At 73.1% G+C, this 20053-nt stretch carries 18 protein-coding genes and 1 riboswitch; of the genes, 7 read left to right on the forward strand and 11 right to left on the reverse strand.

What is annotated here, in order from left to right; all coding sequences use genetic code 11:
• Positions 1-93: 93 nt before the first annotated feature.
• The 5 genes from N8K70_RS16780 to N8K70_RS16800 all read left to right on the forward strand — a co-directional run bounded on the left by N8K70_RS16780 (position 94) and on the right by N8K70_RS16800 (position 4979).
• The gene (locus N8K70_RS16780; RefSeq protein ID WP_317139499.1) at positions 94-1410 is read left to right on the forward strand and encodes a sensor histidine kinase; all 1317 of its coding nucleotides are present in this window, start codon (positions 94-96) and stop codon (positions 1408-1410) included.
• Positions 1407-2090, forward strand: coding sequence for a response regulator transcription factor (locus N8K70_RS16785; protein ID WP_317139500.1), 684 nt, complete (start codon positions 1407-1409; stop codon positions 2088-2090). The genes N8K70_RS16780 and N8K70_RS16785 overlap by 4 nt, the downstream gene beginning before the upstream one ends.
• Positions 2091-2194: 104 nt before the next feature.
• On the forward strand, positions 2195-3079 hold the full coding sequence (locus tag N8K70_RS16790; RefSeq protein ID WP_317139501.1) for an ABC transporter ATP-binding protein: 885 nt from the start codon (positions 2195-2197) through the stop codon (positions 3077-3079).
• A complete protein-coding gene (locus N8K70_RS16795; RefSeq protein ID WP_317139502.1) occupies positions 3076-4203 on the forward strand; it encodes an ABC transporter permease in 1128 nt (375 codons plus the stop codon). Before N8K70_RS16790 ends, N8K70_RS16795 begins: the two co-directional genes overlap by 4 nt.
• Before the next feature lie 188 nt (positions 4204-4391).
• Positions 4392-4979, forward strand: coding sequence for a nitroreductase family protein (locus N8K70_RS16800; protein ID WP_317139503.1), 588 nt, complete (start codon positions 4392-4394; stop codon positions 4977-4979).
• Positions 4980-5078: 99 nt separating this feature from the next.
• Here N8K70_RS16800 and N8K70_RS16805 read toward each other — a convergent pair whose 3' ends face one another.
• Genes N8K70_RS16805 through N8K70_RS16815 form a run of 3 tightly spaced genes read right to left on the reverse strand, consistent with a single transcriptional unit; the run spans position 5079 to position 7761 of the window.
• Positions 5079-5837 carry an ABC transporter ATP-binding protein gene (locus N8K70_RS16805; RefSeq protein WP_317139504.1) on the reverse strand — a complete coding sequence of 253 codons (759 nt, stop codon included), beginning with the start codon at positions 5835-5837 and terminating at the stop codon, positions 5079-5081.
• The gene (locus N8K70_RS16810; RefSeq protein ID WP_317139505.1) at positions 5834-6664 is read right to left on the reverse strand and encodes an ABC transporter permease; all 831 of its coding nucleotides are present in this window, start codon (positions 6662-6664) and stop codon (positions 5834-5836) included. Before N8K70_RS16810 ends, N8K70_RS16805 begins: the two co-directional genes overlap by 4 nt.
• A 47-nt stretch (positions 6665-6711) precedes the next feature.
• Complete coding sequence (locus N8K70_RS16815) at positions 6712-7761, reverse strand: ABC transporter substrate-binding protein (protein WP_317139506.1); 1050 nt, start codon at positions 7759-7761, stop codon at positions 6712-6714.
• A 30-nt stretch (positions 7762-7791) separates the two neighbouring features.
• Positions 7792-7902, reverse strand: a riboswitch (TPP riboswitch).
• 32 nt (positions 7903-7934) lie between these two features.
• Between N8K70_RS16815 and N8K70_RS16820 the strand changes: the two genes are divergently transcribed.
• Positions 7935-8570 (forward strand): YkoF family thiamine/hydroxymethylpyrimidine-binding protein, encoded by a 636-nt coding sequence (locus tag N8K70_RS16820; RefSeq protein ID WP_317139507.1) that lies wholly within the window; start codon positions 7935-7937, stop codon positions 8568-8570.
• A 57-nt stretch (positions 8571-8627) separates the two neighbouring features.
• Here N8K70_RS16820 and rraA read toward each other — a convergent pair whose 3' ends face one another.
• From rraA to N8K70_RS16840, 4 genes are all read right to left on the reverse strand, one after another.
• A complete protein-coding gene (gene rraA / locus N8K70_RS16825) occupies positions 8628-9095 on the reverse strand; it encodes a ribonuclease E activity regulator RraA (protein ID WP_317139508.1) in 468 nt (155 codons plus the stop codon).
• 124 nt (positions 9096-9219) lie between these two features.
• The gene (locus tag N8K70_RS16830) at positions 9220-11433 is read right to left on the reverse strand and encodes an ATP-dependent Clp protease ATP-binding subunit (protein ID WP_317139509.1); all 2214 of its coding nucleotides are present in this window, start codon (positions 11431-11433) and stop codon (positions 9220-9222) included.
• Between the two features lie 165 nt (positions 11434-11598).
• Complete coding sequence (locus tag N8K70_RS16835) at positions 11599-12201, reverse strand: response regulator transcription factor (protein ID WP_317139510.1); 603 nt, start codon at positions 12199-12201, stop codon at positions 11599-11601.
• Complete coding sequence (locus N8K70_RS16840) at positions 12198-13394, reverse strand: sensor histidine kinase (RefSeq protein WP_317139511.1); 1197 nt, start codon at positions 13392-13394, stop codon at positions 12198-12200. The genes N8K70_RS16835 and N8K70_RS16840 overlap by 4 nt, the downstream gene beginning before the upstream one ends.
• 156 nt (positions 13395-13550) lie before the next feature.
• On the opposite strand from N8K70_RS16840, the gene N8K70_RS16845 reads away from it, so the two are divergent.
• Complete coding sequence (locus N8K70_RS16845; protein ID WP_317139512.1) at positions 13551-14096, forward strand: small multidrug efflux protein; 546 nt, start codon at positions 13551-13553, stop codon at positions 14094-14096.
• 102 nt (positions 14097-14198) lie between these two features.
• On the opposite strand, the gene N8K70_RS16850 is transcribed toward N8K70_RS16845, so the two are convergent.
• From N8K70_RS16850 to N8K70_RS16865, 4 genes are read right to left on the reverse strand one after another with little or no spacing between them, the layout of a single operon-like run.
• Positions 14199-16418, reverse strand: coding sequence for a zinc-dependent metalloprotease (locus tag N8K70_RS16850; protein WP_317139513.1), 2220 nt, complete (start codon positions 16416-16418; stop codon positions 14199-14201).
• Positions 16415-18118: an ABC transporter ATP-binding protein gene (locus N8K70_RS16855; protein WP_317139514.1), complete on the reverse strand. Its 1704-nt coding sequence runs from the start codon at positions 18116-18118 to the stop codon at positions 16415-16417. The genes N8K70_RS16850 and N8K70_RS16855 overlap by 4 nt, the downstream gene beginning before the upstream one ends.
• On the reverse strand, positions 18115-18969 hold the full coding sequence (locus N8K70_RS16860) for an ABC transporter permease (RefSeq protein ID WP_317139515.1): 855 nt from the start codon (positions 18967-18969) through the stop codon (positions 18115-18117). Before N8K70_RS16860 ends, N8K70_RS16855 begins: the two co-directional genes overlap by 4 nt.
• The gene (locus N8K70_RS16865; RefSeq protein WP_317139516.1) at positions 18966-19991 is read right to left on the reverse strand and encodes an ABC transporter permease; all 1026 of its coding nucleotides are present in this window, start codon (positions 19989-19991) and stop codon (positions 18966-18968) included. The genes N8K70_RS16860 and N8K70_RS16865 overlap by 4 nt, the downstream gene beginning before the upstream one ends.
• Positions 19992-20053 lie beyond the last annotated feature (62 nt).

A 20053-nucleotide genomic window follows, 5' to 3' on the forward strand; every position in this document is an offset into this window, starting at 1 on the left:
CCCTGGCAAGGCGCATGCGGTCGCGTCAAGAGCGAGGCCGAGATCCGTCCGGCGGGGGATGACGCCGCGCCCCGGTCTGCCTAGCGTGGGAGCATGAACGCCGTGACCGCATCCCTCGGCCCCGTCGAGAACGACGCCGGGTCGGACCTCCTGGAGCGGACCGTCACGCGACAGGACCTCCGCCGGGACGCCGTCCTCGGCGCGGCACTCTTCGGCGCCGCCGTCATCAGCATCGCCCTGGCGAGCGTGTCGGGCGCTTTCCTCACCCGGCCGGAGAACGCCGGATGGTCGCTGCTGGCGAGCGCCTTCATGACGCTCCCGCTCGGGCTGCGCCGCCGGCTCCCGGTCACGGTCACGGTGGTCGTCTGCGGAGCGTACTTCGTGGCGGTGTCGCTGCAGTTCCCGGAGCTCTACGTGAGCCAGGTCGCGATCTTCATCGCGATCTTCACGATCGGCGCGTGGCTCGACGACCGACGGCGTGCGGCGATGGCGCGCGTCCTCATCACCGCGGCCATGTTCCTCTGGCTGCTGGTCACCACCTTCGTCGGGGCGACCGACACCGAGGCGCTCGAGGAGAGCTTCGCCGGCGCCCTCTCCCCGTATCTCGCGTACATGCTGCTCATCTGGCTCGTGAACGCGGCCTACTTCGGCGGCGCGTACTATATGGGCGATCGGGCATATACGGCCGCGCGCACCAAGGCCATCCTGCAGCGCCGGACCCGGGAGCTCGAGGAGGAGCGGGAGCGGACGGCCGCGCAGGCGGTCGCGCTGGATCGCGTCCGCATCGCGCGCGAGCTCCATGACGTCGTCGCCCATCACGTCTCGGCCATGGGCGTTCAGGCCGGCGCGGCGCGCACCGTCATCGACGGCGACCCCGAGGCCGCCCGCAGCGCGCTGGCGGTCGTCGAGGACTCGGCCCGCTCCGCCATCGCCGAGCTGCATCATCTGCTCGACACCCTCCGCACCGCCGACGGCGACCCGGACTTCTCCGCCGGGGCGCCGTCGACCCTGCGGCTCGAGAGCCTCCGCTCCCTCGCCGAGGCGATGACCGCCTCCGGGACCCCGACGAACCACGTCGTCGTGGGGGAGCCCGTCCCCGTCCCGGACCTCGTGCAGGTCAACCTCTATCGCGTCGCGCAGGAGGCGCTCACCAACGCGCGCCGCCACGGCGGCCCCGATGCGACCGCGGAGGTGCGCGTGCGCTACACCGACGAGTCCGTCGAGCTGGAGGTCACGAACGCGGGCCGCATCGCCCTCGACGCACGCCCGGGTCTCGGCCAGCTCGGCATGCGCGAGCGGGCGATCGCCTCGGGCGGGACGCTCGAGCTCCGCGCACGCGATCGTGGCGGCTACCTCGTGCGCGTCACGGTCCCGCTGACGTCGGATCGACGCGTGACGGCCGCCGCATGACCGCGTCGATCCGCGTGCTCGTCGTCGACGACCACGCCACGATGCGGGCGGGCTTCCGGATGATCCTCGAGGCGACGGGGATCGTCGTCTCGGGCGAGGCGGCGACGGGGGAGGAGGCCGTCGCCCGGGCGGCCGAGCTCCGCCCCGACGTCGTGTGCATGGACGTCCAGATGCCCGACATGGACGGCATCGAGGCCACACGCCGCATCGTCGAGGCCGGCACGGCGGCGCACGTCGTCATCGTCACGACGTTCGACCGAGACGACTACCTCTTCTCCGCGCTGGACGCGGGCGCGAGCGGCTTCGTCCTCAAGAACGCCGGTCCCGAGGAGCTCGTGAACGCCGTCCGCGTCGTCGCGGCGGGCGACGCCCTCCTCGCGCCGGAGGTGACGCGTCGCGTCATCCAGCGGCACGCGCGGTCGGCCCTGGCCGATGACGCGCCATCCCGTGCCGCCACGCCGTCCGACCCCGCACAGCCGGCCGACCGGGCCGGCCTCACCGATCGAGAGCTCGAGGTGCTGCGTCTGCTCGCCCAGGCGCTGAGCAACGCCGAGATCGCCCGCACGCTGTTCATCGGAGAGGCCACCGTGAAGACGCACGTGTCGAACCTGCTGCTCAAGCTCGGGGCACGGGATCGCGTCGCGGCCGTCGTATACGCGCATCGGCATGGGCTCGCCTGAGATGAGTCCCCCGCGCGGCGGACACACGTTCTCCGCCTGACGGGGGAGGCGCCCGGCCACGCGACTTCCTAGCGTGGGTCACACACCGAGAGGAAGGCACACGGATGCTGAGACTGCGAGGGATCACGAAGCACTACGGCGAACGCCGGGTGCTGGACGACGTCTCGTTCGACGTCGCGAGAGGACGGCTCACCGGCTTCGTCGGAGGCAACGGGGCCGGCAAGACCACGACGATGCGGATCGTGCTCGGCCTGCTGTCCCACGACGGGGGAGAGGTGACCCTCGGCGACGCGCCGCTCACGGCGGCGCAGCGCCGGCACTTCGGGTACATGCCCGAGGAGCGCGGCCTCTACCCGAAGATGAAGGTGCTCGAGCACATCGTGTATCTCGCGCGCCTGCACGGATACGGCAAGGACGAGGCGACGTCCAAGGCCACGGAGCTGCTCGAGCAGCTGGGCCTGGGGGAGCGGCTCGGAGACAACGTCGAGGCTCTCTCGCTCGGCAACCAGCAGCGCGCGCAGATCGCCGCCGCTCTCGTGCACGACCCCGAGGTGCTCATCCTCGACGAGCCGTTCTCGGGTCTCGACCCGCTCGCGGTCGAGACGGTCGCCGGCGTCCTGCAGCAGCGCGCGTCCGACGGCGTGGCCGTGCTGTTCTCGTCGCACCAGCTCGACGTCGTCGAGCGGCTGTGCGACGACCTCGTCATCATCGCCGGGGGCGGCGTCCGCGCCGCAGGCCCTCGAGACGCGCTGCGCGACCAGCACTCGTCGAACCGGTACGAGCTCCTCACGGACGGCGACGCCGGATGGCTGCGCGCCGAGCCGGGCGTCGAGGTCGTCGAGTTCGAGGGCGGGTTCGCCCAGTTCGACGTCGACGCCGACGAGACCGCTCAGCGTGTGCTGCGCAAAGCACTCGATCGCGGCGCCGTCGCCAGCTTCGCGCCGCAGCATCCCTCCCTCTCCCAGATCTACAAGGAGGTCATCCAGTGAGCACTTCTCCCGCCCCCACACGGACCACGCACCGCCCGCCGGCTCCCACCGTGTCGCCGGCCCAGGGCGTCTGGCTCGTCGCCGAGCGCGAGCTGAGCACGAGGCTCCGCGCCAAGTCCTTCCTCATCTCCACGGCCATCCTGCTCGTCGCGGTGCTGGCCGGAGTGCTCTGGGCGGGGTTCTCGGCGGGCGACAGCAGCACGACCCGCGTCGCGGCCACGGGAGCCGTCGCGGCGCAGCTCCCGGAGGAGGCGTTCGACGTCACGGAGGTCGCCGATCGCGCCGCGGCGGAGGCGCTCGTCGAGGCCGGCGACGTCGACGCCGCGCTCGTCGAGGACCCGGCGTCGCCGACGGGGCTCACGGTCATCGCCCTCGACGAGACGCCGTCGTCCCTCGTCTCGGCGCTCTCCGTCTCGCCGACGGTCGAGCTGCTCGATCCGGAGGCCGCGGACGACGGCGCGCTGCGCTACGCCATCGGTCTCGTCTTCGGACTCGTGTTCTTCATGGCCGCGATGAGCTTCGGCACGCCCATCACGCAGAGCGTCGTCGAGGAGAAGCAGACGCGCGTCGTGGAGATCCTCATCTCGGCCATCCCGGCGCGCGTGCTGCTCGCCGGGAAGGTCGTCGGCAACACGATCCTCGCCGTCGGGCAGATCCTCCTGCTCATCGCCACCGCCGTCATCGGGCTCGTCGTGACCGGTCAGACGGAGTTCCTGCAGATGCTCGGCGCCCCCGTGGTCTGGTTCGCCGTGTTCTTCCTGTTCGGCTTCATCCTGCTCGCCGCGATGTTCGCCGCCGCCGGGGCGCTCGTCTCCCGGCAGGAGGACACGGGCCCGACGTTGACGCCGCTCATCTATCTCACGATGATCCCGTACTTCCTCGTCATCTTCTTGAGCGACAACCCGCTCGTCATGACGATCCTGTCGTACGTGCCGTTCTCGGCCGCGGTGGGCATGCCCGTCCGCCTCTTCTTCACCGAGGCGCAGTGGTGGGAGCCGCTCCTGTCGCTCGGCGTGCTGCTCGCCTCGTGCGTCGTCGTCATCCTGCTCGGCGCGAAGATCTACGAGAACTCGCTGCTGAAGATGGGCGCACGCGTGAAGCTCAAGGACGCGCTCAAGCGCTGAGCCCCCGCCGGAACGGGGTGGCACGTCGTCCCCAGGGGGGCGGCGTGCCACCCCGTCCGCGCGCCATGCGACGCCGGATGTCCGCGGCCCTCCCGCCCGCCCATGCACGGGAATAGAATCCCCGCGTCGGGGCTTGATCCCGACAGGGCAACGGCGCCCGATCCATCCGCACGAACCAAGGAGCACACATGGGCGCCCCCACCCTCGACCGCACCGCCACGACCGACCACCCCGTCCTCGACGTCCTCGCCGGACGCTGGAGCCCTCGCGCCTACGACGCCGCCGCGCCCGTCGACGAGGCGAAGCTCCACAGCGCCCTCGAGGCCGCCCGCTGGGCGCCGTCGGCCTACAACGGCCAGCCCTGGCGCTTCGTCGTCGCACGCCGCGGCACGCCGGAGCACGCCGCCGTCGTCGAGAGCCTCGCCGAGTTCAACCGGCAGTGGGCGGGGGCCGCCGGCGTCCTCATCGTGGCCGTCGCCGAGACCGCCTCCGAGGACGGCCGAGCGAACACGCACGCGCTCTACGACCTCGGGCAGGCGGTCGCGCACCTCTCGGTGCAGGCGCACCACGACGGCCTCCTCGTCCACCAGATGAGCGGCTTCGACCCCGCCGTCGTCCGCGAGCGCTTCGGCCTGCCCGAACGCCTCGCGCCGACCACCGTCATCGCCCTCGGCGAGCTCGGCGACGTCGACGCGCTGCCCGACGTGCTCCGCGAGCGCGAGACGGCGCCCCGCGTGCGCCGTCCCCTCCCGGAGACGCTCCTCGTCGACGCCTGAGTCCGTCCGGCACCGAGCACGGTGCCGGAGATCCGTCACGCTCGCGCCCGGATCCGGCCCGGACGGCGCTCTGCGCGCGCGATCTCCCTGCGTCGTGCATCAGGACCCCGCTCGCCCTGCGGCGAGCATGCGGCGGAGCCGGTCCTCCAGCTCGGGCACGCGAGGATCGCGCACGAAGCCGTCGCCGCGGGGGATGGCGCGCGTCACGGCGACGTCCCCGACGATGCGCCCGGGGGAGGACGCGAGCACGAGCACGCGGTCGGACATCCGGATGGCCTCGCGGATGTCGTGGGTGATGAGCAGCATGCTCCACCGGCTCTCCGCCCACATGCCGAGGAGCCACTGCTGCAGCTCGTCGCGCGTGATCGCGTCGAGGGAGCCGAAGGGCTCGTCGAGCAGCAGGACCGGCTTCCCCTGGACGATCGTGCGCAGGAACGACACGCGCTGACGCATCCCGCCGGAGAGCTGCCGCGGGTACAGCATCTCCGTGCCCGCGAGGCCGAACGGCGCGAAGAGCCGGCCGGCCCGCTCACGCGCCTCACGGCGGGGGAGACCCGCGACCTCCAGGCCGATCGTCGTGTTGTCGAGCATGCGGCGCCACGGCAGGAGCACGTCGCGCTGCGGCATGAACGCGAACGGCCGGTCGTCGCCGACCGCGGCGCCGGCGTAGCGGACGGCGCCCGCATCCGCCGCGAGCGCGCCGGTGAGCAGGGCGAGCAGGGTCGACTTGCCGCTCCCGCTCGGGCCGACGATCGACACGACCTCCCCCGGTTCCACGTGCAGCGAGACGCGGTCGAGGACGCGCCGATCGCCGAACGCCTTGCAGAGCCCGTCCACCTCGAGGGGCTGGGCGCTCATCGCTCGGCTCCGCGCTCGATGCGCAGCCAGGGCAGGGCGACGCGCTCCGTGACGGTCACCACCGCGTACAGCAGCAGCGTCACGAGCGAGCTCACCACCACGGCGGCGAGGACGAGATCGGTGCGGAAGACGTTCTTCGCCGACTGCATGTAGACGCCGAGCCCCGCCACGGCGCCCGCGTACTCGGCGAAGATCGCCCCGACGACCGCATACGTGATCGAGATGCGCAGCGCCGAGAAGAACGACGGCATCGCCGCGGGCAGTCGGATCATCCGGAAGACGGTCGTCCGGCCCGCCCCCATCGATCGCAGCAGGTGCTCCGCGTCGGGGTCGGCGGAGCCGAATCCGCGCAGCAGCCCGACGACCATGGGGAAGAACGTGACGAAGGCGACGAGCAGCACCTTGGGCAGCAGTCCGAACCCGAACCACAGCACGACGAGCGGCGCGAGGGCGATCATCGGCAGCGTCTGGCTCACGACGAGCAGGGGCAGGACGGCCCGGCGGAGGGGACGGGAGAAGTCGAGCAGCGTCGCCACGACGAGGGCGACGGAGACGGAGAGCGTGAAGCCCGTCACCGTCGCGATCAGGGTCGGGGCGGCGTTGCGCAGCAGCGCGTCCGACTCGGCGGCGCCGGCGGTCGCGATGCGCGTGGGAGAGGGGAGGACGTCGGCCGGCATGACGCCGGCCGACGCGACCGCCTGCCACAGGAAGAGGAGGGCGAGGAACGCCGCGGCAGGAGGCAGCACGCCACGGGCGACGTGCCGTGCTCCCCCCGCGAGCCCGCCGCCCGCATGTGAGACGCCCGTCCCCGCTCCGTCAGACGTCATCCGGGTCCGGGAATCCGCCCTCGGCCGATCCGTGCTCGGCACGTCCTTCATCCGGCCAGATCCTCGGCGTAGTACGCCGTCCAGTCCGGCGCCTCGGCGACCGTCTCGCCCTCGGCGTCGACGAGGAGGCCGTTCTCGACGAGGAACGCGCCGAACTCCTCCCATGCCACGGGATCGACCTCGCCCACCTCCCGGCCCTGCGCGGTGAGGTAGCCGTCCGTCGCCATGAGCTCGGCGCTGCGGCGCACGAGCTCCTCCGCGGCTCCGAGCGTGTCGGGGTTCGCCTCGATGAGGATGTCCGCCGCCTCGCCGGGATTCTCGGCGGCATAGGCGTATCCGCGCTGCAGCGCCCGGACGAACCCCGCGGCCTCGTCCGGATGCTCCTCGACGTACGCGTCGCTCGAGATGACGCCCGTCGACTGCTGCTCGGGAAGGCCGTAGTCCTGGTAGCGGAAGGCCGTGTAGGGATGGCCGTCGAGGTCCGCCTGGACGTCCTCCCACGTCGACACGGAGAGCGTGAAGTCGATGCGCCCCTGGCTGAGCGCCTCGTAGGCGCCCGTGTCGAGGACGACCTCCTCGAAGTCGCCCTCCCCGCCGTCGCCGACGATGACGGTCTCGGCGATCGCGCCGTACAGCGGCGAGCCGAACCCGCCGAAGACACCGCCGTCGAGGTCGGCGGGGCGCGCGATGTCGGAGCGGTCGCCGAGGGCGACGAGACGACCGGTGTCGCTCTGCGTCACGGCGAGCACCGACACGATGTCGAGACCCGCGGTGCGCCCCAGCTGCACGCTCGCCTGCCCGCCGATGCCGAAGTCGGCCTCGCCGGCGGAGACGAGGCCGGGGGAGGAGGCCGACCCGTAGGGGAGGATCTCGATCCGGAGCCCCTCGTCCTGGAAGTAGCCGAGGGCGTCGGCGACGTACACGCCGATGTGGTTGGTGTTCGGCGCCCAGTCGAGGGCGAACGACACCGGCGTGAGCCCTTCGCCTCCCTCGCCCGACGGGGCGGCCTGTCCCGCGCATCCCGCGACGAGGACGCCCGCGGCGAGGACGGCGGCTGCCGCGAGCGGGCGCGGACGAGCGGATGGTTGCAGACGCATATGCGTGCCCTTCGGTCGCTGACGGGGCACGGGGATGAAGAGATGCCTCCCTGCGCTGGCATGACCCAGATCAGGTTCGACGGTCGAAGGTTGGATGACCTTCCTCTCAGCCCGGCCTACCGGACTCCCGTGTGCTCGCCATCGTAACCTGTGCGGCGGCTATGGTGGTCGGCGTGACCCCCGAGCAGACCGGCATCGCCGTCCCCCCGATCACCCCGCAGGAGTACGGCGTGGGCGCCCGCTTCACGCTGTCGGTGTACGACTCCGACTACGTCTCGATCATCCTGGGCGCGCTCGGGGAGGCGGATGCGGACGGCCTCGTCGTGGAGACGAACGACATCTCCACGTTCGTCGGGGGCACGGAGCAGCGGGTCGCGGGGTTCCTGCGGGACGTGATCGCCGCCGCCGCAGCGCGCGGCGCGCACCTCTCCGCGAGCATCCTCCTCTCGCGCGGCTGCCCGGGGGAGCTGCAGTGCGAGCTGCCTCCCGGGGCGACCGCCCTCGCCGCATCGCCGATCGCCCTCGCCGCCACGGGGGTCCGCGCCCGTGCGCACTGGTCGCTGTATCCGCTCCTCGACGCCGGTCAGGCCGGCGGCGACCACATGGCGGCGATCGCCGCGGCCGTCGATCACGCGAGGGAGACCGGGCTGTATGCGGGGTCCGACCACTACGCCACGCGCCTCGACGGCGACCTCGCCGACGTGCTGGAGACCGCCGCGAACGCCTGGATCCTCGTCGGCCGCACCGTGCAGCACGTGACGACGCACCTCACGGTGTCGATCAACAGCCCCTCCGTCGTCGCCGGCTGAGGCCGCCCGCGCGTCATCCCCGCGGTCGAGATGGCGAGGACGGCAACGGCTGCCGCATCAGCGCTCGACGAGCACGCCGTCGGCGTCGGCCCAGACGTGCGCGCCGGGCGTGAAGACGACGCCGGCGATCTCGACGGGCACGTCGATCTCGCCCGTCCCCTCCTTGGCGCTCTTGCGCGGGTTCGATCCGAGCGCCTTCACGCCGAGCGGGAGCGCGCCGATCGCGAGGCGGTCGCGGACGGCGCCGTGCACGATGACGCCGGACCACCCGTTCTCGACCGCCGACGCCGCGATGACGTCGCCCACGAGGGCGGACTCCAGCGACCCGCCGCCGTCGACGACGAGCACCGCACCGTCCCCGGGCGTCGCGAGGACGCGCCTGACGAGCGCGTTGTCGCGGAAGCATCGCACGGTCCGGACGGGGCCGTCGAACGCGGCCCTTCCGCCGATGTCCTGAAGCGGCAGGGAAAGGGAGTCGAGGGCGTCCCCGCGCTCGTCGGAGAGGTCGGCCGTCGCGATGGTCATGTCCCCGACGATAGCGACCGGCTCCCCGCCCCGGCTCATATGACGAATTCGACCCGCTTCGCGCGGCGAAGCGGGTCGAGTTCGTCATTCGAACGAGCCGGGATGGCCGGTGTGCGCGCGGGCGTCAGTCGTCGACGATCTCGGCCTCGATGACGTCGTCGTCCGGCTCGGGCGCCGCGGTCTGGCCCAGGCTCGCGAGCGCGAGGTGGTCGCCGGCCGCGTCGACGTCGACCCTCACGGTGTCGCCGTCGCGCACCCCGCCGGAGAGGATCGCCATCGCGAGGCGGTCCTGGATCTCCTGCTGGATGAGACGCCGGAGCGGACGCGCGCCGTACACCGGGTCGTAGCCGCGCTCGGCGAGCCAGGCCCTGGCGTCGGGCGTGACGGCGAGGGTCAGACGCCGTTCGGAGAGCCGCCTCTGCAGCGCGTCGACCTGGAGCTCGACGATCTGCGCGAGGTCGTCCTGGCTGAGCGTCTGGAAGACGACGATGTCGTCGAGCCGGTTCACGAACTCGGGCTTGAACGACTGCCGCACGAGCTGCAGCACCTGGTCGCGCTTGACGTCGGCGGAGATCGTCGGGTCGACGAGGATGGGCGAGCCGATGTTGGAGGTGAGGATGAGGATGACGTTCTTGAAGTCGACCGTCCGGCCCTGTCCATCCGTCAGCCGGCCGTCGTCCATCACCTGGAGCAGCACGTCGAACACCTCGGGGTGCGCCTTCTCGACCTCGTCGAGCAGCACGACGCCGTAGGGGCGCCGGCGCACGGCCTCGGTGAGCTGGCCGCCCTGCTCGTACCCGACGTATCCCGGAGGGGCGCCGACGAGGCGCGAGACGGAGTGCTTCTCGCCGTACTCCGACATGTCGATGCGCACCATGGCGTGCTCGTCGTCGAAGAGGAACTCCGCGAGCGCCTTGGCGAGCTCGGTCTTCCCCACGCCCGTCGGCCCGAGGAAGAGGAACGAGCCGGTCGGACGGTTCGGGTCGTTGATGCCCGCGCGCGAGCGGCGGACCGCGTCGGACACGGCCTTCACGGCGTCCTTCTGCCCGATCAGGCGCCTGCCGAGCTCCGCCTCGAGGTGCAGGAGCTTCTCCGTCTCGCCCTGGAGCAGGCGCCCGAGGGGGATGCCCGTCCAGGCGGCGATGACGGAGGCGATGTCGTCCTCCGTGACCTGCTCGTTGACCATCCGCGGCTCCTCGCTCACGACGTCGGCCTGCTGCTCGGCCTCGGCCAGCTGCGCCTCGAGCTGCTTGATGGTCTCGTACTGCAGCTTCGACGCCTTCGCGTAGTCGGCCTCGCGCAGGGCGCGATCGCGCTCGGTGACGGCCTCGTCGAGGCGCTTCTTGAGGTCGCCCACCCGGTTCAGGCCGCCGCGTTCGCGCTCCCACCGCCGCTCCAGGACGTCCAGCTCGGCCGAGGCCGTCGCCATCTGCTCGCGGAGCTTCGCGAGGCGCTCCTTCGACGCGGCGTCCTTCTCCTTCTTCAGCGCGAGCTCCTCCAGGCGCATCCGGTCGACCTGGCGCTTGAGCTGGTCGATCTCGACGGGGCTGGAGTCGATCTCCATCTTGAGGCGACTCATCGCCTCGTCGATGAGGTCGATGGCCTTGTCGGGCAGCTGCCGGCTCGGGATGTAGCGGTTCGAGAGGGATGCCGCGGCGACGAGGGCGCTGTCGCTGATCGTCACGCCGTGGTGCGCCTCGTACCGCCCCTTGAGTCCGCGCAGGATGGCGACGGTGTCCTCGACGGTCGGCTCGCCGACGTACACCTGCTGGAACCGACGCTCGAGCGCGGCGTCCTTCTCGATGAACTCGCGGTACTCGTTGAGCGTCGTGGCGCCGATCAGGCGCAGCTCGCCGCGCGCGAGCATGGGCTTGAGCATGTTGGCCGCCGCGACCGATCCCTCGCCGCCGCCCGCGCCCATGAGGACGTGCAGCTCGTCGATGAAGGTGATGACGCGTCCCTCGGACTCGGAGATCTCCTGCAGGACCTTCTTCAGGCGCTCCTCGAACTGGCCGCGGTACATCGCGCCGGCGACGAGGGCGGAGATGTCGAGCGAGATGAGCGCCTTGCCCTTGAGGCTCTCCGCCACGTCGCCCGCCACGATGCGCTGCGCGAGGCCCTCCACCACGGCGGTCTTGCCGACGCCGGGCTCGCCGATGAGCACGGGGTTGTTCTTGGTGCGCCGGGTGAGCACCTGGCTGACGCGACGGATCTCGCTGTCGCGCCCGATCACCGGGTCGAGCTTGCCCTGCTCGGCACGCTCGGTGAGGTTGATGCCGAACTGCTCGAGGGCGCTCTTCTGCTCCTCCTGCTGCTCAGGCACCTGGTTCGCCTGCATCGTGTTCCTCCTGCGGTCGTGAAACTTGAGCCGTCATGACTCAACTTTAACATCTGCGGGTGCTGGAGGGAAGCGCACGATGTCCGTTTGTGGGGGGAAAACGCCGTTTACCCGGTGGGGAAAGCGGCGTTTTCCCCCCACAAACGGGGAGGCTGACGAGCCGGCTCAGATCCAGCCGTGCTCCTCGGCGTGGAGCACGGCCTGCTGGCGCGTCTCGACGCCGAGCTTGCTCAGCACCGCGGAGACGTGGTTGCGCACGGTGCCGGGAGCGAGCGACAGCGTCCGCGCGATCTGGCCGGTCGTCTCGCCACGGCGCCCGACGCGCAGCACGTCGAGCTCCCGCGCGGTGAGGGGGCAGCGCTCGTCGGCGAGCGCGTCGGCGGCGACCTCGGGGTCGACGTACCGGGCCCCCGCGGCCACGCGGCGGATGACCTCGGCGACCTCGTCGGCGCCGCGCGACTTCGGCAAGAACCCCGCGACTCCCGAGGCGAGCGCACGTCGCAGCACGCCAGGGCGTGCGTGCCGCGTCACCACCACGCAGCGGGCCGTGATCGAGCGGCTCAGGCGTGCGGCGACCTCCACGCCGTCGAGACCGGGCATCTCGAGGTCGAGCAGGCACACGTCGGGCTCGAGGCGGATGGCCTCCGCGACCGCCTGGGTGCCGTCGGCGCATTCCGCCACGACGTCGATGTCGTCCTCGAGGCGCAGCAGGGCGGCCAGCGCCGAGCGGATCATCCCCTCGTCGTCGGCGAGCAGCACGCGGATCATCGTGCCGGCTCCGCCGGGACCGTCACGGTCACGGCGAACTCCTCGCCGTCCCGACGCACGTCGAGCGTCCCTCCCGCGTCGGCGACGCGGCGGCCGACGCCGTCCAGCCCCGCACCGTCCGGGTCTTCCGGCGCGTCCGTCATCCGGTCGTTCGCGATCTCGTAGCGCCATCCGTCGTCCGCCCGGACGAGGGACAGCCGCGCGCGGCGACCGCCGCCGTGACGCAGCACGTTCGTCGTGGTCTCCCGGATGACCGGCCCCAGCACGGAGGCCGGGGCGCCGCCGGCGTCGGGCGGCACCGTCAGCGACACGTCGACGCCCGCGGCCCGCAGCAGATCCCGTGCGTTGGCGAGCTCGTCGCCCAGCGGCACCGACCGGAAACCCGTCGCGAGGTCTCGCGTGCCCTGCATCGCCTCCGCGACGCTCACGCGGGCCGCGCGCACCTGCTCGATCGCGGCGTCCTCGCCCCGGCCCATGAGCCTCTCGGCGAGCTCGAGCTGCAGTGCGACGACCTGCAGGTGGTGGCCCTGCAGGTCGTGGACGTCGGTCGCGACGCGCAGCCGCTCCTGCGTGGCGGCGAGCTTCGCCTCCGCCACGCGTGCCCGATCGAGGGCGACCAGCACATCCCACCACCACAGCGAGAAGACCGTCATCGCGGGCAGGATCATCGCGTACACCGCGACGGCCGGCCAGCCGGCGGAGCTCAGGATGCCGCCGTCGACGTCGATGCGCGAATCGACGAACCACAGGAGTCCCTGCGCGGCCGTGAGCGCGAGGGTGAGTCGCAGCCGGACGCCGCGCGGCCAGTTGAGAAGCAGGATCGCCTGCACGGGGAGCAGCGCGGCGACGACCCAGCTCTGCACGACGGCGCCCACCGTGATCCCGCAGGCCGCCGCGACGAGCAGCAACGACACCAGCCCGGGCGCGACGAGCGGCGATGAATCGGTGCGGTCGCGGTAGGCGACGAGCACAGGGACGGTCGACGCCGTCCACACGAGGCCGGCGACGAGGACGAGCGCCGTCTGGGACGCCGAGTCGCTCACGGGCCGCCACGCGACCGTCGAGAGCAGCACGACGAGGAGCTCGAGGAGGACCACGCCCCCGACCGTGTACCACCACGTCGCCGAGACGCCGCGCGTCAGATCGAGCGCGGCACGGCCCGCGGGCGGGTTCTCACGCGACCTCGTGCTCACGACGTCCACAGTACGGCCGTGACACATGTCACGGATGGCGCGTGCCGGATGCCCGGGATCCGGTGACATCCCGGCACTGCCGCGGCGCGGCCGGCGGCGATGGACTGGAGGCGTCCACGGGGATGGCCCCGACGCGACGGCGAACAGGAGCAGAGCATGAACCTCATCGAGTCCTTCCAGAACCTCGTGGCACAGGTGCCCGACCTCGTCCAACCGCTCATCGTCGCCCTCGCCGGCGCCGTCCCGTTCATCGAGGGCGAGGGCGCCGCGGCGATCGGGATCATCGGCGGCATCCACCCGGTCGTCGCCGGCATCGCCGCCGCGATCGGCAACTTCGCATGCGTCGCCCTGCTCGTGCTGCTCGGTGCGGGCGCGCGCCGCGCCGTCGTCACGCGCCGCCAGGGGCGCGTGCGGGACGAGGCCCTCGTCGCGGCCGGGCAGGCGGGCGGCGGCGTCGTCGGGCCCGTCGTCGAGCCGACCTCGCCGCGCAGGGAGAAGTTCCAGCGCGCGCTCGTGCGCTACGGCGTCCCGGGCGTGAGCCTGCTCGGCCCCCTCCTGCTGCCGACGCACTTCACGGCGACCATGCTCGCAGCGGCCGGCGTCGGCAGGGCACGGATCCTCTTCTGGCAGGCGCTCGCGATCGCCGGCTGGACGACGGCGATCACCCTCATCCTGACGGGCGTCATCTCGGCCGTGGGCTGAACCCGATCCGGGCGGCGACCCGGCGGCGCGGTCGCTGCGGTGTCCCGGCCGGCGCCCCGCCTCCGCGTGGAGCGGCGCGGCGTTCAGGCGCCCCCTCCCGCCCTACAGCGGCGCGCCGGCCGGGACGACGGGAACCGCGTAGCGCCGTGCCGCGGCAGGATCCCGCTCGACGGCGTCTCGCGCGGACAGCGCCTGTGCCGCGAGGCGCGCGTCCGGCCAGGCGCCCAGGACGCCGCGCAGGGCGTCGCGCGCACCGGCGTGGAGGCGATCCGAGGCGAGGGCGTGCACCGCGGCGTGCAGCACGGCGTACCCGCCCGCGCCCCCGGTGACCGAGGCGCCCGCAGGAGCATCCGACGCCGCCGACGCGAGCGCCGACACGACCTCCGCCACGCCGGGGAGCTCGGCGTCCCGCACGTTCTGCAGCCAGATGCGGTTGAGGCGCTCGACGCCGAGCAGCGGGAGCACGACGACCGCGGCCGCCGCGCCGCTCAGCGCCACGGGGTCGAACAGGCGTCCGAGGAGCGAGGGCGTCGCCCCCTGCCCGTCGACGTAGCGGTCGGCCGACGGGGCGAGGAGGGCCGTGACCTCGTCCGGCACGGCGATCACGTCGGCCCGCAGCAGATCGGCCGCCGCGGCGAGCGCGCGCCGTTGCAGGGCGGCGTCCGTGACCGCCGTCCTCCGGCGACGGAGGTCGTCGACCGTGCCGTAGGCGTAGTCCGCCCCGCCGACGAAGCTCGTGACCTCGTCGGCCTGGAACCGGTGGAGCAGGAACAGCCGCACGAACCGCTCGCGCAGCTCGCCCTGCTGCACGTGCCCCGGCGCGGCGGAGGGGCCGAACGAGGCGATCGCCCGCCCGCGCACCCGGAGGAGGTGATCGAGCGCCGCGAGCGGGTCCGCGGCGCCGCGGTGCGCGACCCAGGGCGCGGCTCCCGTCGCATGGGCGGACTCCCCCTCGGTCAGCGTCGCGAGCGCGTCCTGCGCGGGCGCCGCCGCGTACGCATGCCGCAGCAGCTGGGCGTCCCAGTCGCCGAGCCCGTCCCGGTAGGCGTCGACGAGGACGGGCGCTCCGCCGTCGTCGAGGCCGATGTCGGGGAAGGGGTAGTCGAGCACGGACGGCGAGGACTGCACGTGCGTGGCGAAGTTGTGGGAGAAGCCGAGCGAATGGCCGACCTCGTGGGCCGCGAGCTGCCGGAGCCGGCCGAGGAGCGCCTCCTCGATCCGGGCGAGACGCTCGGCCTCGTCGGGTGCGCCGAACGGCTGCAGGATCGTCTCGAACAGCTGCCGCAGCTGCAGGATCCGCTCGCTGCCCAGCCGGACGGTGCCGCGGAGGATCTCGCCCGTGAACGGCACGGACTGCGACCCGCCGAGCGACCATCCGCGACCCGTGCGATGCACCCAGACGACCACGTTCGTCCTCGCGCCCCAGAGGTCCTCGCCCTTCTGGGGCAGCCGGGCGCGGAAGTCGATGCCGTGCTCGGCGAACGGTTCGCGCCACCAGTTCAGCCCGTCGAGGACGGCCGTGCGGTACGGCTCGGGGATGCCGGGATCGACGAGGTACTCGACCGGCTCTCCCGGGCGGAAGCGCGGCTGCACCGCCGCCTCCGCACGGTCCGAGCGGCGGAAGTCGCGCCACGGGATGGGCGATCCCCCCGAGCGCGGATGGTGCGCGAGGGGAGCCGCGGCCGACGCGGCGGGGGCGAACCAGGCCCGCAGCCGGAGGCCCACGCCATCCGACGGGAGCGACGGCTCCGCGGCGGCGTCCGGCCCCGTCACCGAGCCCGGCAGCCGCACGTCGTCCCCCGCGGGGAGCTCGCGTCCGCGACGGTAGACGAGCTCCCCAGCCAGCGCGTCCGCTCCCGCGGCGAGCACGCCCGAACGGGCGGCGTCGACGGAGTACTCCGCACGCGGGCGCCCGCCCCACGGCGCGGAGGACAGGCTCTCCCCGAGCCGGAACGGATCGGCCAGCAGCAGGTCGCGCGGGTCGGTCCAGGGCCCGCCTTCCGCGTCGACGAGCGGCGTGCGCGCGATGACCGACGCGGCGAAGGAGTCGTCGACCGCGGCGTCCGCCGCCGGCCCCGTCACGTCGGCGCCGGCGATGACGTCCTTGCCGACCCCGAGGCCGTGGGGCAGCGCCTCCCACACGACGGCCTCGCCCGACACGTGCCAGCGCACGAGCAGGACGGGCGTCGGGAAACCGCGGTCCAGCGGGAGGCGGCTCGACCCGAGGCCGCGCTCGAGCGCGCCGTAGAGGAGCGTGTGCCCGGCCGGCGAGGGGAGTGCGAGGAGGAGTCGGTCGTCGTGCTGTCGCGTGCGGAACGTCATCGGATTCCTTCGAGGGTGGGGACGGCTTCGAGCAGTCGCTGAGTATACGGATGCTGCGGGCGGAGGAAGACATCGTCGACCGGCCCGGTCTCGACGACCACGCCCTCGGTCATGACGGCGATCCGGTCGCTGAGGTGGTGGACGACGCCCAGATCGTGCGAGATGAACAGCATCGCGAGCCCGGTCCGCTCGCGCAGGTCGACGAGGAGATCCAGGACCTGCGCCTGGGTCAGGACGTCGAGGGCCGACACCGGCTCGTCGGCGATGAGCAGCTCCGGCCCGCTCGCGAGCGCCTGGGCGATCGCGACGCGCTGCCGCTGGCCGCCCGACAGCCGCTGCGGGCGCTGGTCGAGGACGGCCGCGTCGAGCCCGACGAGCGCGAGGAGACGCCGCGACTCCCGCCTGCGCTCCTCACGGCCCAGCGTCGTCCAGAGACGCAGCGGCTGATCGAGGAGGCGCGCGACGGGGAGGCGGGGGTCGAACGTCCCCAGGGGATCCTGGGAGATGGTCTGGATCCGGCGGCGGTGCGGTCGCCGGCGCCGTTCGGGCAGGGCGCTCCACTCCTCGCCGAACAGGTCGATGCGGCCGGCGTCGAGACGCTGGAGCCCCAGGACCGCGCGCCCGAGCGTGCTCTTGCCCGACCCCGACTCCCCGACGATCCCGAGCGTCTCGCCGGGCCGGAGCTCGAGGCCCACGCCGTCCAGCGCGACGCGCCGGCCCCGCCGCGGGGCGGGGAACGAGACGGAGGCGCCGCTGACACGCAGAAGCGGCTCCGACCCCGCCCGCGGCGTCCGCACCGCATCCTGTCCGCCGGAGCGTGCGGCATCCGTCGCGGGCGCGCCCGGCTCGGGCGGCAGCAGCCGCTCGCCGCGCGTGCGCGAGGAGGGGATGGCCTGCAGCAGGCGCCTCGTGTACTCCTCTTTCGGGGTCCGCAGGATCTCGCGCGCGGTGCCCGACTCGATGATGCGCCCGCGGTGCATCACGTGGACGTGATCGGCGAGCTGTGCGACGACCGCGAGGTCGTGGGTGATGAGGAGGACGCCGCGGCCGCTGTCGGCGAGACCGCGGAGGAGGTCGAGGATGCGCTGCTGCACCGTGACGTCGAGCGCGGTCGTCGGCTCGTCGGCGATGACGAACGGGGGATCGCCCACGATCGCCGAGGCGATGAGCGCGCGCTGGCGCAGACCGCCCGACAGCTGATGCGGGTACTGGGCCGCGCGTTCGTCCGGGTCGGGGATGCCGGCCTCGACGATCGCCTCGCGCGTGCGCTCGGCCCGCACGGCGCGGCTCCCCTCGCGCAGCGCCTCGCCGACCTCCCGGCCGACCGTCCGCAGCGGGTCGAGCGACGTGAGCGCGTCCTGGAGGACGAAGCCGACGCGCGTGCCGCGGATCGCACGCCACCGGGCCTCGTCGGCGCGCGTGAGGTCGTCGCCGCCGATGCGCAGCGCCTCGACCGCGACCCGGGCTCCGTCGCCCGCGAGCCCGATGAGCGAGCGCGCGGTCACCGACTTGCCCGACCCCGACTGCCCGACGAGCGCGACGACGCGGCCACGCGGCACGTCGAAGGAGACGCCGTCGACGACCGGGGTCTCGGAGACGGCGGGGAACGCGACCGTCAGGCCGCGCACGCGGAGATCCGTCTCGCGCGGCCCGGCCTCGGCCGCGGCCCGCACGGGATGCCGTGTCGCCGACGTCGTCATGCGCGTCCTCTCTGCGTGAGGCGCGCCTGGAGGGCGCGACCGAGAACCGTGATGCTGATCACCGTCACGGCGACCACCGTGGCGGGCAGCAGGCTCGTCCACGGCGCGATGCCGAGCTGGCTGCGTCCCTCCGACAGGATCGCACCCCACTCGGGGGTCGGAGGCGTGACGCCGAGGCCGAGGAAGCTGAGCGACGACGCGGCGAGGATGGCCGAGCCGACGCCGAGCGTCGCGAGCACCGTGAGCGGCCGTGCGATGTTCGGCAGGACGTGGCGGAGCACCACCGGGAGCGGACGCTCTCCGAGCACCTTCGCCTGCTCGGCGTAGCCGGAGAGCCGTGCGGCGAGCACCTGGGAGCGCACGAGGCGCGCATAGCCGGCCAGACCCGACAGTCCCACCGCGATGAGCGTGTTCACCGGCCCGCGCCCGAGCACCGCGATGACGAGGAGCGCCAGCAGCAGCTCGGGGAAGGCGAGGAGGATGTCGATGCCGCGCTGGACGAGGCGGTCGAGGCCGAAAGGCAGGTAGACCGCGAGGAGCCCGACCACGACGCCGAGGGCGAGCGACAGGACAGCCGCGCCGAGCCCGATGAGCAGCGAGTACTGCGCGCCGTGGATCACGCGGGCGAGCACGTCTCGGCCCAGCTGGTCGGTGCCGAACGGGTGCGCGAGCGAGGGGGCGAGGAAGACCGAGTCGAGCGCCGCCTTCTCGGGGTCGTACGACGTCAGCGCCTGCGGGGCGACGGCGGCCACCGCGACGACGACCACGACGAGCGCGGCGAGGAGCGTCCCCACCGGGACCGAGCCGCGCCGGACCCGACGGGCCTTCAGGAGGGCGTCGACCGTGGTCATGCCGTCGCCCCGTCCCTCACCCGGGGGTCGATGACCCGGTATCCGAGGTCGATGAGCAGGTTCACGACCGAGTACACGAGCGCCGAGAGGACGACGAGGCCCAGGATGAGCGGCATGTCGCGCGAGCCGATGCCGAGCAGGGTGATCTGCCCGACGCCGGGCCGTCCGAACACCGTCTCGGTGAGGATCGAGCCGCCGAGGAGTCCTCCCAGGACGTTGCCCGAGACGGTCGAGGCCGCCAGGAGCGCGTGGCGCAGCGCGTGACGCGCCCGCAGCGCCCCCTCGCCGACGCCGCGCGAACGGACCGTGAGCGCGAACGGCTGCGTGAGCGCCGACTCCACGCCGTCGCGGAGCACCTGCGACAGCACGGCCGCGATCGGCAGGGCGAGGGCGATCGCGGGGAGCACGAGCGAGGCCGGGCCGTCGGCGCCGGTGACGGGGAACCACCCGAGCCCGAAGCTGAACACCACGAGCAGGACGATGCCCACCCAGTAGACGGGGGTGCTGAGCAGGAGCAGCTCGACCCCGGACGCGAGCCAGCGGAGGACGGGCCGGCGTCCCGACGTGGACAGCGCCGCCGCGAGCGCGAGCGCGATCCCGAGGACGAACGCGGAGCCTGCGAGCTGCAGGGTCGGCACGGCGGCGTTGCCGATCACCTCGAGCACGGGGGCGCGGAAGACGTAGCTGTCGCCGAAGTCGCCGACGAACGCGCGCCCCACATAGGTCGCGTACTGCACGAGGATCGGCTGGTCGAGGCCGTACTGCGCCGTGATGAGCGCCCGCTGCGCGGCGTCGACGATGTTCTCGCCGCCGCTGATGATGTCGACGGGGTCGCCCGGTATGGACTTCACGGCGATGAACGTGATCGTCGCCGCGCCCCACAGCACGAGGACGATCTCCAGCAGTCGTCGTCCGATCACCCGCACGAGCGGAGCGCCGCGCGCCGCGGCGGCTCGGGACGCCGCGCGTTCGGCCGGCGAGGTGTCGGATGACGCGGGTGCTCGCGTCTCGGTGTCGGTCACGCATCTCTCCTCAGGTGCCTCGGACACGGTTCCGGGGGAGGCCGCAGGCGGCCTCCCCCGGA

The organism is Microbacterium sp. AB, assembly GCF_032878875.1.
GTDB lineage: Bacteria > Actinomycetota > Actinomycetes > Actinomycetales > Microbacteriaceae > Microbacterium > Microbacterium betulae.

Bases quoted from the DNA above. Each gene is read 5' to 3' on its own strand.
- N8K70_RS16860 (WP_317139515.1), bottom strand. From the start codon at position 18,969: ATGACCACGGTCGACGCCCTCCTGAAGGCCCGTCGGGTCCGGCGCGGC.
- N8K70_RS16830 (WP_317139509.1), bottom strand. From the start codon at position 11,433: ATGCAGGCGAACCAGGTGCCTGAGCAGCAGGAGGAGCAGAAGAGCGCC.
- N8K70_RS16785 (WP_317139500.1), top strand. From the start codon at position 1,407: ATGACCGCGTCGATCCGCGTGCTCGTCGTCGACGACCACGCCACGATG.
- N8K70_RS16835 (WP_317139510.1), bottom strand. From the start codon at position 12,201: ATGATCCGCGTGCTGCTCGCCGACGACGAGGGGATGATCCGCTCGGCG.
- N8K70_RS16780 (WP_317139499.1), top strand. From the start codon at position 94: ATGAACGCCGTGACCGCATCCCTCGGCCCCGTCGAGAACGACGCCGGG.
- N8K70_RS16845 (WP_317139512.1), top strand. From the start codon at position 13,551: ATGAACCTCATCGAGTCCTTCCAGAACCTCGTGGCACAGGTGCCCGAC.
- N8K70_RS16800 (WP_317139503.1), top strand. From the start codon at position 4,392: ATGGGCGCCCCCACCCTCGACCGCACCGCCACGACCGACCACCCCGTC.
- rraA (WP_317139508.1), bottom strand. From the start codon at position 9,095: ATGACCATCGCGACGGCCGACCTCTCCGACGAGCGCGGGGACGCCCTC.
- N8K70_RS16810 (WP_317139505.1), bottom strand. From the start codon at position 6,664: ATGACGTCTGACGGAGCGGGGACGGGCGTCTCACATGCGGGCGGCGGG.
- N8K70_RS16790 (WP_317139501.1), top strand. From the start codon at position 2,195: ATGCTGAGACTGCGAGGGATCACGAAGCACTACGGCGAACGCCGGGTG.
- N8K70_RS16815 (WP_317139506.1), bottom strand. From the start codon at position 7,761: ATGCGTCTGCAACCATCCGCTCGTCCGCGCCCGCTCGCGGCAGCCGCC.
- N8K70_RS16850 (WP_317139513.1), bottom strand. From the start codon at position 16,418: ATGACGTTCCGCACGCGACAGCACGACGACCGACTCCTCCTCGCACTC.
- N8K70_RS16855 (WP_317139514.1), bottom strand. From the start codon at position 18,118: ATGACGACGTCGGCGACACGGCATCCCGTGCGGGCCGCGGCCGAGGCC.
- N8K70_RS16805 (WP_317139504.1), bottom strand. From the start codon at position 5,837: ATGAGCGCCCAGCCCCTCGAGGTGGACGGGCTCTGCAAGGCGTTCGGC.